The 24785-nt window shown below is 39.8% G+C and carries 26 protein-coding genes; 7 read left to right on the top strand and 19 right to left on the bottom strand.

The genetic code is table 11. The annotated features are described in order from the left end of the window. The first annotated feature begins 79 nt into the window (after positions 1-79). On the top strand, positions 80-535 hold the full coding sequence (locus tag FZC76_RS03050; RefSeq protein ID WP_148986791.1) for a VOC family protein: 456 nt from the start codon (positions 80-82) through the stop codon (positions 533-535). A gap of 448 nt (positions 536-983) precedes the next feature. On the opposite strand, the gene FZC76_RS03060 is transcribed toward FZC76_RS03050, so the two are convergent. The 6 genes from FZC76_RS03060 to FZC76_RS03085 form a co-directional block, all read right to left on the bottom strand. Then, a complete protein-coding gene (locus FZC76_RS03060) occupies positions 984-1973 on the bottom strand; it encodes an acyltransferase family protein (protein WP_148986793.1) in 990 nt (329 codons plus the stop codon). A 188-nt stretch (positions 1974-2161) separates the two neighbouring features. Continuing rightward, a complete protein-coding gene (locus FZC76_RS03065) occupies positions 2162-2425 on the bottom strand; it encodes an HPr family phosphocarrier protein (RefSeq protein WP_148986794.1) in 264 nt (87 codons plus the stop codon). A gap of 98 nt (positions 2426-2523) precedes the next feature. Beyond that, positions 2524-4056, bottom strand: a complete 1533-nt coding sequence (locus tag FZC76_RS03070; protein ID WP_148986795.1) for an AbgT family transporter — start codon at positions 4054-4056, stop codon at positions 2524-2526. A gap of 164 nt (positions 4057-4220) precedes the next feature. Continuing rightward, positions 4221-5531 (bottom strand): helix-turn-helix domain-containing protein, encoded by a 1311-nt coding sequence (locus tag FZC76_RS03075; RefSeq protein ID WP_148986796.1) that lies wholly within the window; start codon positions 5529-5531, stop codon positions 4221-4223. Between the two features lie 42 nt (positions 5532-5573). Then, a complete protein-coding gene (locus FZC76_RS03080) occupies positions 5574-6878 on the bottom strand; it encodes an amidohydrolase (RefSeq protein WP_148986797.1) in 1305 nt (434 codons plus the stop codon). Positions 6879-6890: 12 nt separating this feature from the next. Further along, positions 6891-8093, bottom strand: coding sequence for a M20 metallopeptidase family protein (locus tag FZC76_RS03085; RefSeq protein WP_148986798.1), 1203 nt, complete (start codon positions 8091-8093; stop codon positions 6891-6893). Between the two features lie 237 nt (positions 8094-8330). Here FZC76_RS03085 and FZC76_RS03090 point away from each other — a divergent pair, with 237 nt between their 5' ends. After that, entirely contained in the window at positions 8331-8576 is a 246-nt protein-coding gene (locus tag FZC76_RS03090; RefSeq protein ID WP_148986799.1) for a hypothetical protein, read from the top strand. Positions 8577-8589: 13 nt separating this feature from the next. After that, positions 8590-8829, top strand: coding sequence for a hypothetical protein (locus FZC76_RS03095; protein WP_148986800.1), 240 nt, complete (start codon positions 8590-8592; stop codon positions 8827-8829). Here the strand turns inward: FZC76_RS03095 and FZC76_RS03100 are convergent, their stop codons facing one another. The 6 genes from FZC76_RS03100 to FZC76_RS03125 form a co-directional block, all read right to left on the bottom strand. Continuing rightward, positions 8830-9129, bottom strand: a complete 300-nt coding sequence (locus FZC76_RS03100; protein WP_148986801.1) for a hypothetical protein — start codon at positions 9127-9129, stop codon at positions 8830-8832. It abuts the gene before it with no gap. A gap of 3 nt (positions 9130-9132) precedes the next feature. Continuing rightward, positions 9133-9543 carry a spore germination protein GerPC gene (gene gerPC / locus FZC76_RS03105; protein WP_148986802.1) on the bottom strand — a complete coding sequence of 137 codons (411 nt, stop codon included), beginning with the start codon at positions 9541-9543 and terminating at the stop codon, positions 9133-9135. Positions 9544-9560: 17 nt separating this feature from the next. Then, complete coding sequence (locus FZC76_RS03110; protein ID WP_148986803.1) at positions 9561-9767, bottom strand: hypothetical protein; 207 nt, start codon at positions 9765-9767, stop codon at positions 9561-9563. Positions 9768-9792: 25 nt separating this feature from the next. Then, complete coding sequence (locus FZC76_RS03115) at positions 9793-10221, bottom strand: Hsp20/alpha crystallin family protein (RefSeq protein WP_148986804.1); 429 nt, start codon at positions 10219-10221, stop codon at positions 9793-9795. Positions 10222-10350: 129 nt separating this feature from the next. After that, complete coding sequence (locus FZC76_RS03120) at positions 10351-10797, bottom strand: redoxin domain-containing protein (protein WP_148986805.1); 447 nt, start codon at positions 10795-10797, stop codon at positions 10351-10353. Between the two features lie 381 nt (positions 10798-11178). Further along, positions 11179-12507, bottom strand: coding sequence for an MFS transporter (locus tag FZC76_RS03125; RefSeq protein ID WP_392396807.1), 1329 nt, complete (start codon positions 12505-12507; stop codon positions 11179-11181). Positions 12508-12715: 208 nt separating this feature from the next. On the opposite strand from FZC76_RS03125, the gene FZC76_RS03130 reads away from it, so the two are divergent. Further along, positions 12716-13144, top strand: a complete 429-nt coding sequence (locus FZC76_RS03130) for a hypothetical protein (RefSeq protein WP_148986806.1) — start codon at positions 12716-12718, stop codon at positions 13142-13144. A gap of 44 nt (positions 13145-13188) precedes the next feature. On the opposite strand, the gene FZC76_RS03135 is transcribed toward FZC76_RS03130, so the two are convergent. Continuing rightward, positions 13189-14448, bottom strand: a complete 1260-nt coding sequence (locus FZC76_RS03135) for an ATP-binding protein (RefSeq protein ID WP_148986807.1) — start codon at positions 14446-14448, stop codon at positions 13189-13191. A 281-nt stretch (positions 14449-14729) separates the two neighbouring features. Here FZC76_RS03135 and FZC76_RS03140 point away from each other — a divergent pair, with 281 nt between their 5' ends. Next, positions 14730-15278: a PadR family transcriptional regulator gene (locus tag FZC76_RS03140; RefSeq protein WP_148986808.1), complete on the top strand. Its 549-nt coding sequence runs from the start codon at positions 14730-14732 to the stop codon at positions 15276-15278. A 50-nt stretch (positions 15279-15328) separates the two neighbouring features. On the opposite strand, the gene FZC76_RS03145 is transcribed toward FZC76_RS03140, so the two are convergent. Beyond that, the gene (locus FZC76_RS03145) at positions 15329-16624 is read right to left on the bottom strand and encodes an NCS2 family permease (protein ID WP_148986809.1); all 1296 of its coding nucleotides are present in this window, start codon (positions 16622-16624) and stop codon (positions 15329-15331) included. A 427-nt stretch (positions 16625-17051) separates the two neighbouring features. On the opposite strand from FZC76_RS03145, the gene FZC76_RS03150 reads away from it, so the two are divergent. After that, positions 17052-17288, top strand: a complete 237-nt coding sequence (locus tag FZC76_RS03150; protein WP_148986810.1) for an IDEAL domain-containing protein — start codon at positions 17052-17054, stop codon at positions 17286-17288. Positions 17289-17312: 24 nt separating this feature from the next. Here the strand turns inward: FZC76_RS03150 and FZC76_RS03155 are convergent, their stop codons facing one another. Then, the gene (locus FZC76_RS03155; protein ID WP_148986811.1) at positions 17313-17534 is read right to left on the bottom strand and encodes a hypothetical protein; all 222 of its coding nucleotides are present in this window, start codon (positions 17532-17534) and stop codon (positions 17313-17315) included. Between the two features lie 347 nt (positions 17535-17881). Here FZC76_RS03155 and FZC76_RS03160 point away from each other — a divergent pair, with 347 nt between their 5' ends. Continuing rightward, positions 17882-19036, top strand: coding sequence for an aminotransferase A (locus tag FZC76_RS03160; RefSeq protein ID WP_148986812.1), 1155 nt, complete (start codon positions 17882-17884; stop codon positions 19034-19036). A gap of 55 nt (positions 19037-19091) precedes the next feature. On the opposite strand, the gene FZC76_RS22860 is transcribed toward FZC76_RS03160, so the two are convergent. The 4 genes from FZC76_RS22860 to FZC76_RS03180 form a co-directional block, all read right to left on the bottom strand. Then, a complete protein-coding gene (locus FZC76_RS22860; RefSeq protein WP_187441934.1) occupies positions 19092-19598 on the bottom strand; it encodes a hypothetical protein in 507 nt (168 codons plus the stop codon). A 61-nt stretch (positions 19599-19659) separates the two neighbouring features. Beyond that, positions 19660-20799, bottom strand: coding sequence for a S8 family peptidase (locus tag FZC76_RS03170; protein WP_148986814.1), 1140 nt, complete (start codon positions 20797-20799; stop codon positions 19660-19662). A gap of 119 nt (positions 20800-20918) precedes the next feature. Then, positions 20919-22064, bottom strand: coding sequence for a S8 family peptidase (locus tag FZC76_RS03175; protein WP_148986815.1), 1146 nt, complete (start codon positions 22062-22064; stop codon positions 20919-20921). Between the two features lie 264 nt (positions 22065-22328). Further along, positions 22329-24782, bottom strand: a complete 2454-nt coding sequence (locus FZC76_RS03180) for a S8 family peptidase (RefSeq protein WP_148986816.1) — start codon at positions 24780-24782, stop codon at positions 22329-22331. Between the last annotated feature and the right edge of the window lie 3 nt (positions 24783-24785).

Consider the following 24785-nt stretch of genomic DNA (forward strand, 5'->3'; position numbering starts at 1 on the left):
TCGCACTTATTCCGGAGGTCAGGTTGAAAGACTCCTAATACAATAATAGTAGTTCTTAATTATCAGGAGGTTACTTTCAATGAAAAACACAGAATTATATGAAACGCATGTAAAAACGGTTGATTTGGATACGGCGGTAACATTCTACAAAAGGCTGGGTTTAGAACTTGCTTACTTTTTAGAGGACCGGAGAGTGGCATTTTTCTATTTAGGTGATGCAGAAAAGAAACAGCAGATGCTTGGAGTTTGGGAGGTAAAAGAACATGATTTTGTTCGCTCACACTTTGCTTTCAAGGTGACGCTTGAACAATTGCGAAATGTCCCGAAATTTTTACATGCAAAAGGAATTGCACTCTCCCCGAGCTTTGGGTTGGATGCAAGCGAACCCGTTGTCCACGCATGGATGCCTGCTGCATGCTATTACTTCACAGATTCGGACGGCAATAGCTTGGAGTATCTCGCTCTACTTGACCAGGAACCCAAACCAGAATTAGGTGTCTTACATTTGAGCGAGTGGGAAAAGACTTTTCAGTAATAAGGGCTTATTTCTAATGGGCAGAACAGGATTCTGAGGTATTTGGTTGTTATTTTGGAGGCTGTCCATAGCAAATGTCCGAAGATTTTTGAAAGTTGACCGAATATTTCGCAGAATTGACCGAAGTTTTTGAAAAGTTGACCGAAGTTTTTCGATAGTTGGCCGAACCAAAAATCTAAATGACCGAACACCCGGTAAAAGTTGACCGAACACCACAGCGATTTGACCGAACCTACCTGTTTTTCAAGGTTTAAATGTCCGAAGCAAGGAATTTTGACCGAACCATTTTTTCACACCTATAAAGCATCTATTTTTCTTAAAACTTACAAACTGGACCCTGCACGCCCTAATGAGAATATTTCTGTTAAAAAAACAGCACCTCCCGCTAAGACCACTTCCTAAAAAGCCGCCCCAACAACCATAAAGGTTACAGGAGCGGCTTCAATCATTATCCATTCTTTAACGACAAACTTTCTCTCAGATACCCAAAAGGCGTCTGAATAGCTTTAACTACATATTTATTTCCTGTTACCACTGTCACCAGGATACTCAACAACAGAAGCAACATATACCCTGCAGGTGAGTTGACCGCTTGGCCAAAGCTCGTTTCAAAGAACCACTTAATGATAAAGCCATGTAGGATATACACATAAAACGATCTACGTCCAATGCCGGTAAAGATAAATTTACCTTTAGGCACCAATGCGAAAAATGCAATGGTTACAAGCATGCTGCCTGCATATATGCCAATACGCATTAACATATCGGTCACTGAGGAGAAAGTGTAAGTTCCATAAAGGATACTCGCCCCATCAATTCCGCCTAACCAAACGTAAATACCAGCAAACAACACGACAAGAAACGCGGAAGCATGAGCACGGTATGCACCATTTTTCAATTTTTCAAATAGGTCTGTTCTTGTTAGATAATACCCTATCAAAAAGAATGGGAAGAAATAAAACGTACGATCCAAGCTTAAGAATCTTTCTGGGATATCTACAAAGCCGATTACAACACCAAGTAGTATCGCCAATGGAATACTATATCTCGCCTGTAATCTTCCAAACAGGGGCAACATTAGCTTCCAGGCAATCATACTCAATAAGAACCACATTGCCCATCTTGGAGTGAAGTATTCCAAAGTCATAGATGGATCAGCATAGAGCTGACTGTAAAACAACGTATAGATAGTCTGCAAAATTAAATACGGTACTAATAATCTCGTGATAATTTTTACGTAATAGCCTTTTTTATGAAAGTTGGTACTGAAATGACCTGCTAATAGGATAAAGGCCGGCATATGAAAAATAAAGATAAAATGGTATATAGACACAAGCCACTCATCATTTGCTCGATACGGCGAAATGATATGTCCAAATACAACAAGAAAAATTAAGATAAACTTCGCATTATCAAAGAAGGAATCGCGAGTTTTCATGGTGTTCTCCTCCATTTCCAGTTATACGAAGGTATTTACCCACATTTATGCACCACATAAACATAGACATATAATCATTCGAAGAGTATAACATGAACTTGTCCGTTGGAGGAATGTAAAAATTTCCTTTCACACCACCCAAAAAAACAGATGGATCCCTTCATCCACCTGTTTTATTAATACAACACTTACAACACTTCATCCCCTTTTAAAAACCTAGTGAGCCACTCTACTGCTTCCTTTTCATCCGATCCTTCCGCTTTTACTGTCACAACACTTCCATTGGAGATTCCGAGTGACAATAACCCGAGTAAACTCTTAGCATCAATGACCTTGTTATGCCTTACTACACGTATTTCTGAAACGAAACTACTTGCTCTCTCCACAAAGTAGTGAGCTGGTTTTGAGTGAAGTCCGTTTTCAAGTGCGACTGTTATTTGCTTCGATACCATATAAAATCCCCCACATTACCAAATTTATATATGGTATGTGAGGGTGAATGACTTCATGAATAATTTTCGTAAAATAGTACTTTTGCCTAAAACGAATCTTATTTAATCATCATCTCTACACCAGGTCCAATTGGGATGCCACCTAGCGCAAAAATAACAAGTAAGATAATCCAGACACCTAAGAATATTAGGCTGTATGGCAACATCAAAGCGATTAATGTTCCAAGACCTGCTTTTTTATCATAATCTTTCATAAACGCTAAGACGACGATAATATAGGGATTCAATGGGGTAATGATGTTAGTGGAAGAATCGGCGATACGGAAAGCCGCCTGAATGAATGCCGGATGATAATCTAGCATCCAAAACATAGGGATAAAGATTGGAGCCATTAGTGCCCATTGCGCAGATCCACTGAAAATAATCAAGTTCAATACTGCTGCAAGAAGGACAAATCCAATGATTCCGGGAATCCCTGTCAGGTTCATGCTTTCTAGAAATCCAGCTCCGTTAACAGCAATCCAAATTCCAAGGTTAGACCAGTTAAAGTATGCGATGAATTGCGCCGCAGCGAATATAAGAACGATATAACCTGCCATATCTTTCATGGATTCTGTCATCAATTTTGGCACATCAGCAGTTTTTTTTATTTTCCCAACGGTTATTCCATATGCAACGCCTACTACGATAAAAAAGAATAAGGTAATTGGTACAATCGCTGTCAGGAACAGAGAAGGAACCAATCCACCGTCTCCATTTCTTAAAATGGAATCAGGCCATAATACTCCAATTGCCAAAAGTACTAAATATGCGACTCCTGCAAAGACCGCATTTCTTAACCCTTTGCTTTCAAGAGGATTGGGTTCTTCTAGTTCCTTGTCGACTTTTCCTGTATATGTTCCAAGACGCGGCTCAATAATTTTTTCTGTAATTAAAGCACCTACTATTGCCAGGATAAATACAGAAACCACCATAAAATAATAATTATCCACAGGTGTGACAATTAACGACTCGTCAAAAGGTTTAATAGCTTCTGTCGCAATCCCTGACAATAATGCATCGGTTCCAGCAACTATAACATTGGCTGTAAACCCCGCACCAACACCAGCGAAACCTGCTGCAAGCCCTGCAAGTGGATGCCTGCCTACTGTATAAAAGATCATCGCAGCAAGTGGCGGTACAATCACAAATGCGGCATCAGACGCAAGATTCCCTAAAATACCAGTACCAACCACAGCATAGGTGATTAAAGCTCTTGGTGCATTTAAGATGGTTTTCTTGATACCAGCTTCAATTAACCCGACCTTATCGGCAAGGCCTATTCCGAGCATCATTGCCAAGACTAGACCTAAAGGAGCAAATCCTGTGAAGTTTGTTAGCATGGAAGTTAGGATGAATTCAATTCCTTCCCCCGACAATAAACTTTTAATGGCTAGTTCTTCTCCAGTTCCGGGATGTTCAACTGTTACTCCAAATTGGTTGACTGCAAAGGAGACTCCAATGATAAAAAGAGATAAATAGACAAATAGCATAAAAGGATCTGGTAGTTTATTCCCTAGCCGCTCGACACCTCCTAAAAATCTATCAAGCATCGAGGTGGATTTCTCTTGCTGTGTTTGTAATTGACTCATTTTCCTCACTCCTTTTAGGTATAGTTCCTTTTTTGTTCCGAAAATCATTTTAATTCTTGGGTATTTTTCACTCACAACTTTCGTTACATTTATAATAAAATAAAAATTCAGTCATTTCACCCGTTTTTGAGAACTGGGAAATCTAACTAAGATTTCCCACCTATTCACAGAAACGATAGCTTGTATATCTTTCTTGGTCTTCCACGGTGTCCTGATTGTTCTTCCCCGGAAACTTTTATCAGCCCCGACCGTTCCATTTCAGTAAGTATTCGCCGTGCATTTCTTTCTGTACTTTTCAGCCAAGTCGCCAAATCTTGAGATGTTACGACATCTTTTTGATAATAGTGTGCCAATGACTTTATTCTTGAAACGATGGTTGGGCTAATAGCAAGATCTTTCAGCTTCTCTTCCCACTCAACCCCTAGAGAGCGAGATTGAAAGGAAAGTTTTTCTGTAGGCCCAAAGAATTCAGTAACTTCCCTATCCTCATTAACACAAACAAGTGTGGATGACCCTTCTTCTCGTGCATGGTGAAAGGCTTGGCGTACATTTTCTTCTGCAGCAAGTACCGTCTCTCCAAACCCGAGTCCTAACCTTACCTTCAGACCACTTTGTACATTGATATCTTCTACCAATTGTAGCAGCGAATCTCCTTCAATATGCCACTCAAGCTGCCCTCTTGTAGTGAAGAGAAAAAAGAGCCCGTCTCCAAATTGAACAAATGAACCATTCACCTCTTCTGCAAATCGGAGCATTAATCTTTTTAATTCCAGCTCCTTGATTTTCATTTTATGAGAGTAGTGCATTTCTTCTAGGGAGGCTTTAGTATGAATGACTTCGATACCAAGAATGGCAATTTGAGATTTTCGGTATCGCAATGAATGCGCGCGTTCTATCAGTATTTCTAATGTAGACAATATCGCAAGATCAGAAGGAATAACCCGATAACATGGGATGTTTAGTTTCTTCAGTTTTCTATAAACTGCTTGGATACAAGTAAATGCTACTTCGATTTTCTTATTTTCATATAGCTCTTGATGAAAAGAAACTAAGTCTTCCACAGGGACAATGCCTTCATAAGAATAGGAATGAAAGTTGATTGCTTGAAGGGAGAAAAAGTTTCTATTCATATCAATTCTATCTTGTCTGATTGTGTCAAGGCTCAAAGTCTTAAGAATCTTCTTCTCTTTTATCTGCGCCTCCAATAAGGTCCCTAGAAAGCTAGAACCATACAGTTCGGCGAATCCACCCTCATTTTTTTCAAGGAGGTTCTGTGACATTGCATACGTGAAAGGCACTTGGCCAGAAAACATCCATTGGTCGACTGACCCTTTGTTATTATGGATTATTAATCTAATTTCATCTAAAGCTGTATAAGGAAAAGAAAAAATTTCTACATTCCTAAATTCTTTTCCGACTAACATAATTCTCTCAATCGAATCGCTTGGACCGATAATACCTATTTTAACTTTCACTTTTTCACCTCATATAAAGCGGGAATACCACACTTTTCTATTCTAGGATAAAGATAGAATAGAGGAGATATATACGTCAAGTGCCACTTCAAGAACCTTCTCTTCATAATCAAATTGTGGATGATGATGGCCGGCTGCAAGCGGGGTACCGAAGATAAAATAAGTGGCTTTTCCTCCTCGGTCTCTAACATGGTTGAGCATATATGCTGCATCCTCTGATGCCTTAAGTGGCATCGTCTCCATTATCTTGTTCACACGCTGGCTGCTCTTGGTTGCGTCTTCTAAGAACTCTTTCCATCCTTTTTCTGAAGATGCTTCAACCCCTTTACCCACTAGACGTATGTCACAATCTACACCATAAATAGCAGCGGAATGTTGAATGATATTAGTGGCTTCGTCCTCCATATATTGATTGAGGTGACTTGATTCCCCACGCGTTTCCAATGACATGGCCGCATGATCGGGGATGACATTTCTACCGCTACCTGCTTCAAGCGTGCCAACGTTTATTCTCGTTTCACCGTCTGAGTGCCTTGGTATACCGTGAAGGTGTAAGGATGTGGAGGCAGCAGCAAGCAAGGCGTTCCTTCCTTCTTGGGGTTCTACACCTGCATGTGCTGACTTCCCGATAAATGAAACATCGAGTTTGGATGTAGCTAGAAATCCATGTGCAGATGCCACAACTTCTCCAATCTGCATCGGAGTAATGCCTATATGCCCACTTAAAAATACATCCACATTATCCAACCAACCTTTTGCCACCATTGATTTTGCCCCTCTACTTCCCTCTTCTGCCGGTTGAAAAAGCAGGGTATAGGTTCCTGATAACTTTTCTTGATAGGTTGCAAGAAAAGTCGCTACACCAAGTCCAATTGCTGCATGTCCATCATGGCCACATGCGTGCATTACGTTTGAATATAAAGAGGTAAATTGCTGAGAAGTTGGAAAATGGTTTTTTAATGACAATTTATTTTCCGATATAGGAAGGGCATCAATATCAAAACGAAGCGCGGTATGCTTACCTGGTTTTCCTGTATCAAGCGTTGCAACTAGCCCAGTATGGCCATCTTCCATTTTAGATATCCATTCTGTAGGAACCCCGTTTTTAAGGGCTCTATTTTCAGCAGAACGAAGGTCATCAGGAGTTGGAACACCCATTCTTTCTTCCGACACTAAGGCATCCTTACCCGTGTATAGAGTAAACCCAAGCTTATCGAGTTCCTGTGCAATAAAGTAGGTTGTCTCGTATTCAGTCCAACCCAGTTCGGGAAACTTGTGAAAATGTCTGCGCCAGAAAATCAAGGAATTTGACATTTTTATAATAAAATCAGAAAGCTCTATAGCCATCTACTCCTCCTCCTATTTCTTATGGTGCAGTTTTTCCAAAGCGTTCATTGTGACCCTAACGAGCATGTTCACACCTATTGGTAGAGCTTTTTCATTGAATTCGAATTTAGGGTCATGGAGAGGTTTTTGAACTTCTCTGCCTTCTATGGCGGAGCCCAGCCAGAAGAAAGCCCCTGGATACTGGTTTAAGAATCTTGAAAAGTCCTCCCCTCCAAGCGAAGGGTCCACTGTTGGTGTTGCCTCCTCAGAACCCATTACATCCATAGCTGTTTCTTTAACAACCTCAGCCCACTCAGGTGTATTGATGGTCGCTTCATATCCATCAATATAGTCAATTTCTGCAGTTGTCCCCATTGCTTTTGCAGCATGGTCCACTACTTCATGGAATCTTTTTTTCACTCTTGCTTTTGTTTCTTCTTTATAGGTGCGAATGGAACCTTCTAGCGTTACAGTATCGGCAATCACATTATATCTGTATCCACCTTCTATTCTGCCGACTGTTACCACGGCTGCATCGATAGGATTCACATTCCTGCTAACGATGGTTTGTAACATGGTCACCACGTGGTTAGCAGCTATGATGGCATCATTTGTTTGATGTGGCATGCTAGCATGACCGCCTGAACCGTTAATGACAACTTTGAAGCGGTCGGTTGCCCCCATCATTTCTTTAGACCGGATCCCTATTTGGCCTACAGGGAGATCCGGCCATACATGTTGGCCAAAAATCACGTCAGGCACATATTCATCAAACACTCCATCGTCCATCATTGGTTTAGCACCACCATTTGGTGAGGCTTCTTCAGCAGGTTGAAAGACTAATAGAACCGTTCCAGATAACTCATTTTTATATTCATTTAATAAAATTCCAGCTCCTAAAAGCATAGTTGTATGGGCATCATGTCCACAGGCATGCATACTTCCTGCTTTTTGAGAGGCAAATGGCAAATCTGTTTTCTCTGTAATCGGTAGCGCGTCAATATCCGCTCTTAATGCAACGGTAGGACCAGGCTTTGCACCTCTTATTACTCCAAGCACACCTGTCTTGGCAAACCCTGTTCTAAAAAAGATGCCATGTTTACTCAACTCCGCCTGAATTTTTTGAGAGGTTTCGTACTCTTCACCACTAACTTCAGGAAATTGGTGAAGGTCTCTCCTAAATTCAATTAACTGCTTAAGCAATGTTTCATTTACTGCTGGTAATGTATGAGACACCTATGCAGCACTTCCTTTCAAGTTGTGTCTTCTATGTTTGGCGTTCTCTGATTAATGATTAATGATTAAAGGAAACATTCCTTAATTGTGCCGTAATTACATATTACCATAATCCTTTTTTATTTCAACAAACATTTTTTATTTTCTGTTAATTAAACACTTTCTTCACGTTCTGCATTTTACAGGAATACGCTACATAAAAGAAGTCCGAAGAGGCCATGGATCGGAGGGTTCATTTTGCCAGTTTCCATCATTTTCAATCAAATTAATGTTAATAGCATCAGTCAAAGTTCTGCCGTTGCCACAGGTCAGAACAACCAACCTGACTGGAGCACACAAGGAAAAATAAACATGGGGAATGGAATTGAAATAGGAGCGGTAGCAGTTACAAACCTTTGTAACGTAGTATTTGATGCAGACGGTGTAGACACTTCTATTGCCAATCCGGAAATCAACAATCCACAACCGACCGCACAATTCTAAAGGAGGGCTTTTTTTGAAAAGAAAGCATTCGTCGCATATTCATATTCTACTCGATAAAATAGAAGTCATGTCCATTATGAGTTGTTCCGGTATTTTCACAGGGGAAAACATGCAGGCTAACTGGAGATCCTACCAAAAAGCAAATATGGGGTTTGGTTTAATAGCGGGGGTAGATAATCATTCTGAGTCCAACATAAACATTGTCCACGATCCTGATATAGTGGATATGCCAATACAGGATAGTTCTAAATAATTAGTCATCTTCTTCTCCATCTTGTATTTCCTCTTTTTCTTTTATCACATTCTGGAGCCATTGAGGAAGTTCCTGCGAATCTGATTGCTCAAACAAATCGATAAAAGAAGAGTCACTAACCTGGCTCTTTGTTCCATGAATATCATTTTCATCGCCACTTATGTTTCCTACCCCTTGGTTATGCTTTTTATGACTTTGAAACTGAGAAGGATAATTGTTGCCCATATTGATGCATGAGGCACTTTCCACCACACCAATCCTAATGCTTCCTATAAAGAAATTAGGGGAATAATCTGACATACATTAACTCTCCTCCTTCCCATTAATTTTTACAGAAAATCCACTTTTTCTACTTATAACACTTATGCGCTGGTCTTCCGTTTGTTTATCCTTTTTTCTTAAAGGGCGATAAGTTGGGACTACTTTCTTTTGTTCTTCCTTTTTTTCAATAAAAGTTGGTTTCTGATGGGAATTTACTTCTTTTGCGTCAAAATTATTCCCAATATTAAGGGTGCCGCTAAGCTGTTCTATCGCAATGCTATCGAGATGATAGTCAAGCTTTTCTATCTGCGCGCTCCCTATCTTCAGCGTGTGAATATGATAGTGGACATCCTGTCGCCTTGCATCACCTTTCTTATGAAAAAGAGTGGTAAGCTGCTCTATTCTCTTTTCTAAGTCTTCAACTCTTTTTTCCAACTCATCGTTTTTAGACATGGATCATCACAACCATTTTAGGAAGATGTAAGTTCGTTGCCGCCACTTTGGCTTTTTACTGAATTACTTGATTGCCTGATTGAGTTTCTCTCGCCTGATATTATTCCGAAGCCTTGGTTTTCGTTCTGGGTTGACTTGGTATTCCAACTGACGTTTTTTCCTTTATTTAAAGACGATGAATTCATCATAATGTCCACTTTTAAATCCTTCACCTCGAATTTCAACCTGCCCCCACCTCTCTCTGTATTGTTATTCTATAAAATCTATTTCAACTGAAACATCTTGTGCATTCTTTTGAAATATGAGTGTCAATAATCCTTGCTTATATTGTGCAGTCAGTTTTTCTGGCATAAACGAAAAGGGAATTGCTACTACACGCTGAAAGTCACCAAAAAATCTTTCCCCTTGGAGTAAGTTTTCTCTTTCTACTGGGTAAGGATATGGAATGCTTCCTTTAATAAATAGCTGATTGTTTTTAACGGAGATTTGAATGTCTTCCGTGGATTTCAACCCGGGAAGTTCCATGATTATTAGTCCTTTGTCTTCTGTTTCCATTATATCGATAAGAGGAACTCGCTTTGGGATAACCGGTAGCATGTCTTTCCAAAACTTATCTCCTAATACCTCATCAATTTTATCGTTCATTGTTTCCCATGGGTTTGTATGCTTCTTTTTCATCAGCCTCCTCCCCAACAGAATTCTCGTTAGTGTTCTTTAACTATGTATATGTGGGACATTCATGCTTTTATTCGGACAAAAAAGAGAAACCATGTTTCTGGTTCCCCTTCCCCTGTTGATTGCTCAATATTATTTTTCTTCTATACCTAAAACGCGGTTAATGCGTTTTTTTAGCATTTTCATCCCGCCTCCACCTGCTTGGAAATGACGAAGTTTTCCTTCTTCATCAAATACGTAGTAAGCTGGTACGTATTTATTTTCGAAGGCTTCTGTAAGTTTGTGTTCACTATCGACAAAAATCGGTTGTGTAATGTCATGGCCCATTGCCATGGAACGTATCACGCCGATATCAAGGTCATCTTCAGAACGTGGCATGTGTACTGCAATTACATTCAAGTCGTCGTCATAATCGTCACGCAGTTCATTAATTTCCGGCATTGCTTCTTTACATAAATGACAACTAACTGACCAGAAGTGGATAAGGGTTGCTTTTCCTTTAAGCTCGTCCATCGAAACTTCTTCGTTGATCCATTCTGTTGCTCCTGTTAGTTCAGGCATTTGCTCTCTTAGTTTCATTCTTCCCTCTCCTTTTTTATACGCGTTATCTTTTTATAATCATTATTATTTAATACGTTTTATATTATATTCATATCATTATTTGTTGTCAACCAGATTATACTAATTATTAATAGATAATAAAAATAAAATGCTTAAAAACAAAAAACCGAGCAGAAATGCCCGGTTTTTTAGTTGCCCAATCAACAGCTGTAAACTAAGAGAATGAAAAGTTTATGCTTTTTCAGTTGACCCGTGTAAATACCGTTTTATTAATCTTCAGGTTAATGAAGCCACTTTGTTGATTGGAGTGGAAGCCGCGTAGACGCCCGCAGGCAAGCGAAGCGCCCGGAACGGAAATCAACCGGATTTTACACTTTCTTGTTCTTTAAAGAAGCTGTCTTACGCTTCTTTTTTATAAGGTACTTTAAGGGTGATGATTAGGCCGATAAAGGCTAGGATGATTAGAGAGCCAAGGGCTGTTCGGCTTGCTAGGTTTCCGTAGCCAGCAAGTATCAGTGTAATCGTACCGTACAGGAGAGGTCCAACAATGGAAGATACTTTTCCGGAAAAGGCGAAAAGGCCGAAGAACTGCCCTCTTTTTCCTTCTGGTGTCAACTCAATGATAAACGTTCTGGAAGTCACCCATGTTGCACCGAGTGCTACTCCAAACAAACTTCCTGCAAGCCAAAGCATCCAAGGAGCAATAGCGAATACAGCAAAACATAATGCCGCGATTAAGAGTCCCGCTACAGATGCTACGGCAAGCTTAGAGCCAATATTTCTTGAGATATATCCATAGATAAACGACCCAATTATACTTGAAACAGTCGAGACCAGATAAAGCAATATAAATTCAGTTGCCGAGAAGCCTCCGATAGCCCTAGCATAAATAGCCATCATCGCAATCGCTGTTGCAATTGCGTCATTGATGAAGAAATAAGCAATCATAAAGAGAAATACAGGACGATACAGGCGCATTTCTTTAAATGTCTGATATATTTCTTTATAGCCGCTGAAAAATGATTTTTTCTCTTGCACTTCTTTCGGTTTTTCTTTAAAAATAAAAAACAAAGGCAAGGAGAATAAAAGAAATAATATTCCGGTCGGGATGAAAGCACGATGAAAATCACTATCCCCTACGTATAGGTATACAGTAAGCCCAAGTAATGTTCCCAAATACCCAACGGCAATTCCAAACCCTGATATTAACGGCAGTTCTTTTTTAGTTCCCAGGTCTGGAAGCATCGTGTCATAAAAAATGAGCGAGGAGTGGAAGAAAAATTTAGCTACCACAAATAGCAAAAGCACCAAAACAAAACTGATTGGCAATCCGAATAAAGTCTGGGAAGTTTGAAGGGATGCAAAGACTCCCATGAAGATGGTAGAAAAAACGGCGATTAAAGTAAAAGGAATGATAAACTTTTTTCTTTTGCCTGTTCGGTCAATCATTACACCGAATAACGGTGAAAACAAAACCAGGAAAAAGCTGGCAGTTGCATTTGCGTACGAAAGAAATGTACTTGCAATTTGATCCATTCTTTCATTTGTCCCGATCACTTCCTGAAGATAAAAAGGAAAAAAAATCGTGATGATATTGGATGAAAAAATAGTATTTGCAAAGTCATAAAGAGCCCATGAAATTATAGGTAATGAAAAATATAAAGCCCAGGGAGATCTTGGTTTTTCTTGTATGCTTCCATTTTCCACTTTTGGTTCCATATTTGCCATTGATCTTTCCTCCATCTTTAATGTTATAGGAAGACTATTCTCTAATAAACCCTACACTCCTGCTTTCTTCTTTATTTTTTACGTAATATTTACACCACACCTCTTATAACAATCATATGCTAATTACCCTCACCAAAAGAGCTAACTTGCATGAAATCTTTCTTCCTACTTCATACTATCAGTAATCAACATGGAGAATATAAGGAAGGTGACAAGCATGAAATTAAAAACGATGTTTATTGCATTAGTAATCGTACTCTTATGCGCTTGTACGAATCAAAACGAAAAAGAAAACGCAAAAGGTCCAACAATAACAGAAGAAAGAAAACAACCTGGTTTGATGTCCAACGATCAGTTAATCAGAGATTCACGTAATGAGGTATTAATAAATTTAGACAATGGAGAAAGTAATAATGAGGTAAATATCTCTAAACAAGAAGCAAAATCAAGTGTAATCGAGTATTTGGAGCTCACTAGGCATGATAGTACAAATATTACTTATGAAGGTACCAACGGGGATTATTATTTATTTCATGCATCTGATCTTGTATATTTTAATAACCAGCCTGAGAAATTATCACGTGGATGGTACAAGGTCCATCGATCAACTGGTGAAGTATCTCTTTGGAAAAAATAAAAAAGAGGCTGGAGTTGATTTATTACCATCAACCTCAGCCTATCTTATTTTTTTCTTACAGTCGGCAGTAGCACAGTGACAGTTGTTCCGCTATGAACCTTGCTTTCGTAATGAATTTTCCCTTTCATTTCATGAATCAACCTGTTGGTTATCATGCTGCCTAACCCTGTACCTTTTGTTTTAGTCGTATAATAGGGTAATCCGAGTTTCCCTAACTGCTCCTCGTTCATCCCTATTCCATTATCAATAAATGTAATTTCAACTTGCCCTTTTTCATCTGCAGGCTTTTTCAATATTCTAACATAGCCGCCTTGCTCTTCTTCCACTGCCTCGATGCCGTTTTTAATGATGTTCATTAACGCCTGTTTTAAATGTTGTTCATCACTATAAATATAATGTTCTCCTTCTAATTTAAGATCTATGGAAACATTCCGGTATGATCCGAACGGTCTAAGCAATTCAACTGAATCTTGAAGAGCTTTGTTTACATCGATGTAAGTCAATGTAAAGTTTGTTGGACGTGCTACAGTCAAATAATTTGTAATGATCTTATTAGTCCGGTCCAATTCATCAAGTATCAGTGGAGCAAATTGCTTTAGATTTTCATCTTTCGTGTCGGAGTTGATAAACTGAATAAATCCTCTAACCGTTGTGATGGGGTTTCTAATTTCATGGGCAAATGCTGCTGCCATTTGACTGACAGTTGAAAGCTTGTCAAGATACAATGTCTCATCAAACTGCTGATTAGCAATGATTAACTTCTCTATTGTATAGATTAAAGCTGTAAAAGAAAGACCGAAAGCCAAAAAATAAACAAAGTAAAAACTAATATCCAAAAAAGATACCGTACTAAACAGGATGAAAATATATACCAAATAATAAAATGATATAGCAAATACCCCATACAATACCTTATTTTTACTTCCAAGAAAGCCCGACCGGAACATTATCCCCACTCCAAACGCCAGAATGGAAACCGCGATCCCAATGTATACATATTCTCCGCCAATTAAGTATCTGAGCATGACCACGATAGCCGTACAAATTAGACCTGGATACCAGCCCCCATACAACGTTACAATAAGGATAGGTATCATCCTAAAGTCAAAATTGGTATCTTCAAGTGTTTCAATGGGATATAGCATACAAAGCGTTGCAGAAAATGCACTGAACAGACCTAGTATAGTTTTCTTATTAAAATTAAGGGGTTTTCTCTTACTGAAGGGAAAAAATAGATTTGCATTGAACATCAGAGAAAAAATGATGGTAATATTAACAATTAACGGTTTAATTAGATAAATCATTCACAACAAATCCTCCAATTAATAACAACATTACTTACATTACCCAAACTACTTAATTTAATGGGTAAAGTGTTAAATTTTATATTTCTACACCCCATACATTATAGGCTTCTTGATAGAGTTCGTCTAGAAGCACATGACTTTTTTCTAAATACTCACCTGAATAGTCGGATTTTAAGAACATTGATTACTATGCAAAACCCATTATTAGTACCCGCTATCCCTTCTTTGCTTTATAATAAAAACAAACCACTCTTTCCTGACAAAGGTGTGAACGAATTTTGGCAATAAAACTTGTAATACTGGGTCTTCTTATGGAAGGAGACAAGCATCCCTATGAAATCCAACAAGTGATGCATGAACGTAATATGGAACAATATATCAAAATGGCAAAGGGCTCCCTTTATTATGCTGTGGAGCAGTTGCTCAACAAAAAGCTAATTAAAGTAAAACAAGTGGTAACAGATCAGACACGTCCTGATAAGACCATATATAGCATTACCCCTGCTGGAAAAGAAGCTTTTCAACAGTTACTGAAAAAACAACTACAAGCGGAAAGTACGCACTATCATCCGATGTACACCGCACTAGCATTTATTCATCTTGGAGATGCAAGCCTGATTAGCGAAGCACTTTCAGAGAGGATTTCTCATACCAAAATGCAACTTGAAATGCTTGAAAGAGTGTATAAACAATTTGGTGTACACGCCCCTAAAGGGTCACAAGCTATCATGGAAAACGCCCATGAACTCTGTCAAGTTGAATTAAAATGGCTACAAGGATTGCAGAAAGATGCTGAAGAAGGATTATTTACTCAAGGAGAAAAATAAAAAACGACGCACCCGCATGAAATAAGAAGGGCGCGTCGTTTTTATATCCTTTAATGTGCCGGAAAAAAGATCATTTGGATTAAGAAGATAACTGCAAACACGTAAATGAGCGGATGAACATCTTTCCACTTTCCATTAACAACTTTCATGATTGGATACGTAATAAAACCAACCGCAATACCTGTTGCGATGCTTGAAGTCAATGGCATCGTTAAGATGATGGCGAAAGCTGGGAACGCTTCATCAAAATTGCCCCATTGTATTTTTGCCAGCCCTTCCATCATGAAGCATCCGACAATAATTAATATCGGTGCAGTAATAGCCGGTAAACTTGAAATTGCCGAAATTGCCGGGGAAAAGAACATGGATAAAAGAAACAAACCAGCTACCACAACAGAAGTCATACCTGTTCTACCGCCTGCGGCAACCCCTGCAGAAGATTCGATATAAGCACATGACGGACTTGTTCCAAGAGCAGCACCAGCTGTCGTTGCTATTGCATCAGATAGTGTTGCAGGCTTCGTTCTTGCCAATTTGCCATCCTTCATAAATCCAGCCTGTTCTGAAACTCCCACAAGCGTACCAGTAGAATCAAAAATAGTAACCAGAATGAATGCAAACACCACCGTATATAATCCGTTTGTCACTACTCCACTAAGTGCATCTCCAATATGAATAAATTGAGGCGCAGGAGGCATATCCACAATGCCAGTAAAGGAAAGCATATTAAAGAAATAGCCTGCAACTGCCGTCAAAACCATTCCATAAAACAGGGCTCCAGATACCCTCTTGGCCATAAGGATGAGTGTGATGAACAGCCCACCGATAGAAAGCGCCGTAATCGGACTTGTTAGATCTCCAAGTGTAATCATCGTTGCTTCACTCGGCACTACAATACCTGCCATTTTCAAACCAAGAAATGCAATGAATAAGCCTATTCCCGCTGTAATTCCATATTTCAACGGCGCAGGAATTGCTTCAATTAGTGCTTTTCTTAAATTAGTCAAACTCAAAACAATGATAACAAGCCCAGCTAAAAACACAGTTCCCAACACAGCTTGATAAGTAAGCCCCTGGGTAGCTACAACACTTGTGAAATATGCATTAAGGCCCATGCCTGGCGCAACCGCAATTGGATACTTTGCAAACAGTCCCATTGTTAATGTCCCGATCATAGCAGCGATAATCGTTGCCATAAACACTTGATCAAACGGAATACCTGCGGCTGATAGAATGGCAGGGTTGACAAAAATTATATAAACCATAGTAAGGAAAGTAGTAATTCCTGCTATTACCTCTTGTTTAATCGATGTATTAAACTTCTTAAAATCAAAATAGTTTTCCAACTTGAAAATCCCCCAAAAACGAATGTATTATTGAAACCTTACTAATAATATTCGTTTTCTATTGATAATTCAAGAGAAAATCGAAAATTCATGTCCATTTAATAATTATTTTTCCGAATCACAACTATCTTTACAAATTAGCTTCCCTTTATCCGACTTTTTAGGTAAATACTCTCCACTTGTTTTCACCATTACAAATTTGGGTATATTCAAAAATAAGTAACCAAACTTAAATAAATCATTTGTCACTCATTTACAAAGTTTCCACTATTTTTTCTGATATATCTAAATTTTCTAAAAATTACACTTCACAAACAGGACAAAATATCAGATAATAGGAAAAAGGATGAAGCATCTCACAAACACATCCTTTTCATGATTAACCCGTAACTACGTATTCCAAAATTCCGCACAGGGGGTAGAAATTATGAATAAGCATTTTTCTTTTCAACCTGAACAATCTGTTTCCAATTTCAAAAGCTTTGATATGACCAGAGAGGAGAAAGTCGCTCAAATCATTGTCGACTCTTCTGTCTTTCAATTTCATAAAAACAGGCTGATGAACGAAATAGATCGAGCGCTAGGTGCAGGTAACCGTCAAAAATTCCAAACCTTATCCAACGAATATAATGCCTTATTAAATCAATTCTCACACTTACAGTAAAAGATTGAAAAAAGAAGCGGAAAGTCATTCCGCTTCTTCTTGCTTTTCGGGGAGCTTTTTCTCTTCTGTTTTCGCTTCATGTTGGCAGCAGGAACACTTTTTCTTTGTCTCCTTTTCCTGCTTGTACAAGTAAGCGAGCACCCCAATAATCATAAACGAAAAGACCCCTGATGTTGAATCCTGAAAAAACAATTCCTCTGCATACTTCTCCAACAACGTTAACCAAATCTGTAACACAATATCCATTACACGATCCCCTTTCAGACGGAATCCAACAGACACCAAATCCCAGTAGATCAAAGGTGAAAGGAGTGCAACTGAAGGCAATGGAGGCAGTAGTTAAAATTATGTGAATATTCTGTGTTTATAATTATTATAAACCTTATGTAAGTTTTTTCCTATCCTACTAGCTTCTTATTTTTATAGGACTTCCCTCGTACACCAGTGACCAAACAAACGTTTCCCTTCTCTCTCTAGGTATCAAGGAATCCCTCTTCATACCTATTGTTTTACCCCACAAGAATCTCTTGGACAAGGGGGAAAAAGTCGGTTACACTAACTTAAAAGCTTGATAACATAAAGGGGAAATTTATATGGAACATCTTATTAACTCACATGTCCGGGATATTGAGATTTCAGGCATCCGCAAGTTTTTCAACCTTGTAGCAAAATATGATGATGTACTTTCTCTTACTATTGGGCAACCTGACTTTCCTACTCCCACACATGTAAAAGAAGCTGGGAAAGCTGCCATTGAACTCAATAAAACCGTCTACACACCGAACGCTGGCATTCCTGAACTCAGAAAGGCTGCAGCTGATTTTGTTAACAAGAAATATAATATGGAATATGACCCTGATACTGAAGTGATTGTTACAATAGGTGCAAGCCAAGGAATTGATATTGCTTTTCGTACGATATTAGAACCAGGCACAGAGGTTATCCTCCCTGGACCAGTCTATCCGGGCTACGAGCCACTCATCAAATTATGCGGTGCAACCCCTGTACATATTGACACCAGAGAAACTGGTTTTCAATTAACTGCAGAGCTGATAGAAATAAATTTAACGAAAAAAACGCGTTGTATTATTCTCCCTTATCCATCAAACCCAACAGGAGCAGCAATACCCCAAGTGGAATTGCAAAAAATTGTATCGCTATTGCAAGAAAAAAATATCTTCATTTTGTCCGATGAAATATATAGTGAACTTGTTTTTGAGGGTAATCACCACTCCATTGCCACTCTGCCTGGCATGAGAGAAAAAACCATCGTCATTAATGGTGTATCAAAATCCCACTCTATGACAGGTTGGAGAATAGGGCTCGTTTTTGGACCTGAATATGTAATGAAACAGATGTTAAAAGTACATCAGTACAATGTTTCATGCGCAAGCTCCATCTCCCAATACGCCGCATTGCAAGCATTAACAGCAGGGATTAATGATGCAGAGAGTATGAAAGTACAGTATCAAGAGAGAATGAACTATGTCTATGATCGCCTATTGAACATGGGGCTTGAAGTTGTAAAGCCTGCTGGCGCGTTTTATCTTTTCCCCTCTATTCAAAAATATAATATGAAGTCATTTGACTTTGCGTTGAAACTTGTAGAAGAAGCTGGAGTTGCTCTTGTACCAGGTAGTGCATTTTCCGAACTAGGAGAAGGATATGTAAGGCTTTCCTACGCGTATGACATGCCAACGCTTGAAAAAGCCATGGACCGTATAGAACGTTTTTTGAATGACTTATAAGAAACAAATGGAAAAGGAACTACTCTCCTCACCAAAGTCGTTCCTTTTTCCAATTCTATTTCCTCAACTCTTTCACAAGTCTTTTCAATTCAACCTTACTTGTGTGAGTCAACCATTCTTCCAATCTTTTATTATCTTCTTGTATGACCCAACCCATCACTTCTTGGACCTCTCTTATATATCCATCAAACTGTTCCTCTTCGGTCTGGAGATTTTTTATCAACATTCCCCAATCAATCCTCACATCATAGATACCCTGCTCTGGATGTTCTCTTGCCAAATCTGAAACTTTGTCTAAAGGCTCACCTAAAAACAGTTCTAATGCAATCCACTCACTGATGTATTCATGGCGAAAGCCTTCCTTCATCATCAACTGTGGGGATTGAACCCTTCGGTGAATGAAGTCACCTTGTTGATTGGAGTGGAAGGCGCGCAGACCCCCGCGTGAGGAAGGGACAGGTGAGACCCCGGAAGGCGAAGCCTGAGGAGGCTCACGGACCGCCCGCAGGCAAGCGAAGCGCCTGGAACGGAAATCTACTGTATTACATGTTTTCTCGTCCAAAAAAAAGAAAAACCTATCCCAAAAAGGGACAGGCAATATTGTAGCTTAATTGTTTGCTAGGTTATTGCAGTGCTGCTTCTAGGTTAATGACACCGTAGCCGTAGTTGAAGGAAGATCCTAAATTGGTTGCCGTACTGCGTAATCTCTCGCGAACTTCTACATTTGTCATATTTGGATTCTGCGCTAACAATAATGCTGCAGCACCAGCGACATGAGGAGACGCCATGGATGTTCCATTCAATTCCCCATATTGGTTGCCTGGCAGTGTACTGTTGATGGAAACTCCAGGAGCCATCACTTCTAGCTGGGAACCAACACTTGAGAACGAAGCACGGTTATTGTTCGAATCAACCGCTCCTACCGCGATTACAGAATCATACCTTGCCGGATACCCAATTGTGTTAACTAATCCAAAGAAGGAACCGCTGTTTCCAGCTGCTGCCACTACAACAATTCCACTGTTATAAGCATTGTCGCTTGCCTGCTTTAACGTACTTGAGCCTGTGCTGCCACCTAAACTCATATTAATAACGTCCATATCATTATCAATCGCCCATTCAATTCCTTGTGCAATTCCTGCTAGCGTACCGCTTCCACCAGAACTTAATACTTTTACTGCATAAAGATCAACATCATAAGAGACACCGAGTACTCCAGTATTGTTATTTACTGCTGCGATAGTCCCAGCTACATGTGTCCCATGGCCGTTGCCATCTGTCAGGGCATCTGGTTCTTCAGGAACAAAACTTGCTCCCCCTACTACGTTCAAATCTTCATGGCTCGCATCAATCCCTGTATCTAGCACAGCTACTTTTACACCAGCACCTGTAATGCCTTGAGCATGAGCCACATCTGCTTTGATATGAGGTAATCCATAAGGAACTGTTTGTGCTGTCGTATGCATTTCTACATTTTCTTCTACATATTCTACTAACGGATTTTTCGCCAGTGCAGCTGCTGCCACTTCCGGCAATGTAATATGTAACACTTTCATATGCTTAAATTGATGCTCGACCGACCCACCGAGAGTAGTCACTAATGTATCCGCCTTAGCAATGGAAGGACCAGATTTTAAGCCGATCAAATACTCCTTCATCACCGGCTTGCCTTTTGCACTTGCATCTGCTGGTGTGAATGAGAAGGATAGAACCATCATTACTGCTAAAAATAAGGTAGCTAATTTTCTAAAAGACTTGTTCATTAAACCCACACTCCTTTAATCTTTATAATAAATGTAATTGATAAAGCACCAGTGTCATCTCCTATTTAAAGAGTCGATCTGGTGCTTCTATTCAAATTGGGGGATAATCTAGTTATCTATTACTGCAAAGCACTTTCAACGTTAATAACACCCTGCCCGTAATAGAACGGGTCACCAAGATCAGTGGCAGTATTTATTAGTTTTTCACGAATTTGCACATTTGTCATATTAGGATATTTGGCTTTGATTAATGCAGCCGCTCCTGCTACATGCGGAGAAGCCATTGACGTTCCATTGAAGGAAGAGTAGTTGTTTCCAGGAGTCGTGCTAAGGATACTTACACCTGGAGCCATAACTTCAAGCTCACTTCCAACACTTGAAAAAGATGCACGGTTATTGTTGCTATCGACGGCACCAACTGCAATTACAGAGCTGTACTTAGCAGGGTAACCAATTGTATTTCTCTTGCCTTTTGAACCAGAATTTCCAGCAGCTGCAATTACTACAATTCCACTTGCGTATGCATTGTCACACGCTTGCTGAAGAGCTGTGGATCCTGTACTTCCACCAAGACTCATATTAATAACATCCATGTCATTAGCGATGGACCACTCAATTCCTTGTGCAATCCCACTTAAAGTTCCACTACCAGATGCGCTCAAAACTTTAACAGCATAAAGATCAGCATTGTAAGCTACACCAAGCACTCCTGTCGTATTATTAAGAGCAGCAACGGTTCCAGCTACATGCGTTCCATGACCATTACCGTCTTGCAGGGCATTCGGTTCACCAGAAACGAAGCTCGCTCCGCCTTTAACATTAAGGTCAGCATGATTTGCATCAATCCCTGTATCAAGGACGGCGACTTTTACTCCACTTCCTGTCACTCCTGAAGCGTGTGCCTTGTCTGCTTTAATATGAGGAATTCCCCAAGGCGTTGTTTGTGCTGTTGCAAACACTTGTGCATTTTCTTCTACAAATGCAATGTTAGGATTTTTCTTTAATGCTTCTGCCGCTTTTTCAGGTAAGCTCACTTCCACGACATCCATGAATTGGAATGTATGTTGGATATCGCCACCAGCTGCTGTAATTAGATTTTTGGAAGACTGTGCCTTTGCTTTATTTCCTTTTGCAAATCCCACTAAGTATTCTTTCTTGGCATTAGCACTAGGACCCGCAGCTTCTGTTTGTGCAGACCCAAAAGCTAAAGAGAAAGCAAGTATTGCAATAAGTATGACCGATAAACCTTTCGTCCACTTTTTCAATAAATTCACTCCTTAAAATTTTTTAACAATTCCAACTATTAAGAATCGTTATAGTCAGTTTACCATCTGTCAGCCTAATTTTATATTGGGAAAACGAGAGGTGGAACGGGTACTTATTAAAGAAAAAAAGTACCTATTTTCCCAATAGAAAAAATTAATATCTCTCTTTTATATCCTAATAAATAGAGAGAAGCCCATGACATCAGCTTCTCTCTGCTAACCTGTATATAAAATTATGGATTTGACTTAAGTAATGTAAAATCGTTAATTAAAGAACACATTATAATATCTAGTAAATGCCACAGCGAAGTCTCCTCTAGTCACTTCTTCCTTTCCGTTGAATGTAGCCTCAATCTTGGGTTCAAGATCATATCTCCCCTGTGTTACAGAGAATTTAGCGTTCAATATATTAAGGTTTAGAGCCAATTGTACATACCCTTTTAAATTCTCAGGAATATCTGCTTGATCCTTTAACACTACTTGTTCATTCTTATATGTTACTTTAATGTCGCCAGAATGGGCTAACGCCTCTTCTCCTAGCCCTAAGCTTTGGACAAGAGAGTATGCCAATTCCGCTTTGGTTAATGTACCTTTAGGCACGAATTTTCCATCTTCCTTTGGTAACATTACTCCGTTATTCTTCTGTGCTTGATCTCTAAAAGCTGCTCCTTTTGCCATTACTGCTTCAGCAAAAGCCAAATCTGCATTTGAAATATCTGCAAAGCTCGGGACGTTCGGTAAAGACTGCCTAATTTCCGCTCCCATCACTAAGTATTTCGCAAGATCTAATCTAGTCAGTTTCGCATCAGGTTTAAAATAGCCATTTTTGTTCCCATCGAATAGTCTTTCATTTACTCCCTGCTTAATAGCTTCTTCTGCAGGGTGACCGCTTATATCATTTAAGCCTGAAAATCCTTCAATTTTCGTAAAAGTTAAAGATCCTTCTACAGTTTCAGGTAATGCTATTCCGATAGGATTAAGCTCGGCACCTCGAAGTCCTCTGATCTCAGCTTTCCATGTACCTGATTGCGGGGAATCAACAAGTACTACACGATCAGAATACAATGGAAATAACAAGCTGACCCCAGAACTGTACTCTGTTCCATCTGGAGCAGTTAAGACAAGGTTAACAGGATTTCCTGTAGCCTCCATCACACCTTTTCCATCCACTCGTGCAAGAAGGCTGGTCAATCCTTCATCCACCGAAAATTCATAGGAGCCTCCCGTAATTGTGGAGTATTCTATTTGTAAGTCTTCCTTGGTTGTTGACGTTTCCACATTGGAGTGGAAGGTTTGATTCCATTTCAATGTGGATCCATATGCTTTATTTTTAGAAAGAGAGGCATCTACCGCAGCAAAAGCGTTCACATAACCTGCACCGACTTCCCAATCTTCATATCCTGGTATATTAGTAGCTGTTTGTTGAATTATTTCTTTTACCTCTCCTGGAGATAAAGTTGCATCAGCTTCCAGCATCAAAGCCACAACTCCTGCCACATGTGGTGTAGCCATCGATGTCCCGCTCATACTCGTATAGTATGGAAGATGTTGAGGTTCAATTAATTCCGCATCTTTTTCTGCAGCCAATGCCGAAAGCGGGGCCACTACCCTTGTAGAAACGATATCCACTCCTGGAGCAGTGATGGTTGGCCTATCATCCCATGTCCATTCCTCACCGTCCATGCTGAAAGTCCCTCCAACACCATTCGTTCCACGGGAAGAGAAATCAGCCAACGTGCCGTCCTTCACTCCGGCTGCAACTGAAATGACCCAAGGTGCTTTTGCATAAGGATTGTGAGTATTCTCAGCAGGTCCTTCATTGCCTGCAGCAAACAACACAACGATCCCTCTATCATAGGCTTTTTTACTCGCTATATTTATCGGGTGATTTGGATCAAAATCACCACTGGATCCCCATGAATTTGTGATGACTCTAATTCCATATTCCTGTTGATGAGTAATGGCGTAGTCAAAGCCCCCAATTCCGTCAAGTATGAACAACGCGCCACCAGAACCGTATCCAATCAAATCAGCACCTGGAGCGGCTCCCTCGTATTTCCCTCCAGACATCGCACCTGTTCCGCCAACAGTTCCGGCAACATGTGTGCCGTGACCAGAGTTTGTATCCGTGTTCGGTACATTTTCCGTATAAGAGATTGGCAGGATTCCGGTTATTCCCTGCAGATTGGTGGAACCAAGGACATTCTGGACAAGGTTGCGGCCAAACTCATGATCTTTATGCGTTCCATCCACTCCACTATCATTCACGACCACCCCTATCCCTTTACCCGAGATAGGCATTCCGCCGTTCCCCTTGGTCATTTCCTTGTCGGTTCTGACTTTGTTCACACCAGTAATATCTGTTGATTCTGCGTTATAGTACTTTACCTTTTCATTAAGATAGATGGATCTTACTTCAGAAGATTGTGCCAAAGCTTCGACCTGCGCCTTTGTTGCCATAGCCCCTGCAATAGGTAATTCGTTCATGGTGACTGCTTTAGTAATCCCAAGCTCATTCAACAAATCCACCTGAGCTGCTGTTGGTTTCTGGTCTCCATTAAAGGTAATTATAATTTGAGCTGTACTTGTAGCATCATTAAAAACAGACCATACTTTTTCATCCACTATGGAGGAAGGAGCTTCTCCTTGGGCACTTACACTAGAAAATGAACTCATCATTAACAAAAACGCACATACAACTGCAAACCATCTTTTCATAAT

This window comes from Sutcliffiella horikoshii, assembly GCF_008180725.1.
GTDB classification, from domain to species: domain Bacteria; phylum Bacillota; class Bacilli; order Bacillales; family Bacillaceae_I; genus Sutcliffiella_A; species Sutcliffiella_A horikoshii_B.

Coding starts and splice junctions, on each gene's coding strand:
- FZC76_RS03050 (WP_148986791.1), top strand. CDS start 80: ATGAAAAACACAGAATTATATGAAACGCATGTAAAAACGGTTGATTTG.
- FZC76_RS03060 (WP_148986793.1), bottom strand. CDS start 1,973: ATGAAAACTCGCGATTCCTTCTTTGATAATGCGAAGTTTATCTTAATT.
- FZC76_RS03065 (WP_148986794.1), bottom strand. CDS start 2,425: ATGGTATCGAAGCAAATAACAGTCGCACTTGAAAACGGACTTCACTCA.
- FZC76_RS03070 (WP_148986795.1), bottom strand. CDS start 4,056: ATGAGTCAATTACAAACACAGCAAGAGAAATCCACCTCGATGCTTGAT.
- FZC76_RS03080 (WP_148986797.1), bottom strand. CDS start 6,878: ATGGCTATAGAGCTTTCTGATTTTATTATAAAAATGTCAAATTCCTTG.
- FZC76_RS03100 (WP_148986801.1), bottom strand. CDS start 9,129: ATGTCAGATTATTCCCCTAATTTCTTTATAGGAAGCATTAGGATTGGT.
- gerPC (WP_148986802.1), bottom strand. CDS start 9,543: ATGTCTAAAAACGATGAGTTGGAAAAAAGAGTTGAAGACTTAGAAAAG.
- FZC76_RS03115 (WP_148986804.1), bottom strand. CDS start 10,221: ATGAAAAAGAAGCATACAAACCCATGGGAAACAATGAACGATAAAATT.
- FZC76_RS03120 (WP_148986805.1), bottom strand. CDS start 10,797: ATGAAACTAAGAGAGCAAATGCCTGAACTAACAGGAGCAACAGAATGG.
- FZC76_RS03125 (WP_392396807.1), bottom strand. CDS start 12,507: ATGGCAAATATGGAACCAAAAGTGGAAAATGGAAGCATACAAGAAAAA.
- FZC76_RS03135 (WP_148986807.1), bottom strand. CDS start 14,448: ATGATTTATCTAATTAAACCGTTAATTGTTAATATTACCATCATTTTT.
- FZC76_RS03150 (WP_148986810.1), top strand. CDS start 17,052: ATGAATAAGCATTTTTCTTTTCAACCTGAACAATCTGTTTCCAATTTC.
- FZC76_RS03155 (WP_148986811.1), bottom strand. CDS start 17,534: ATGGATATTGTGTTACAGATTTGGTTAACGTTGTTGGAGAAGTATGCA.
- FZC76_RS03160 (WP_148986812.1), top strand. CDS start 17,882: ATGGAACATCTTATTAACTCACATGTCCGGGATATTGAGATTTCAGGC.
- FZC76_RS03170 (WP_148986814.1), bottom strand. CDS start 20,799: ATGAACAAGTCTTTTAGAAAATTAGCTACCTTATTTTTAGCAGTAATG.
- FZC76_RS03180 (WP_148986816.1), bottom strand. CDS start 24,782: ATGAAAAGATGGTTTGCAGTTGTATGTGCGTTTTTGTTAATGATGAGT.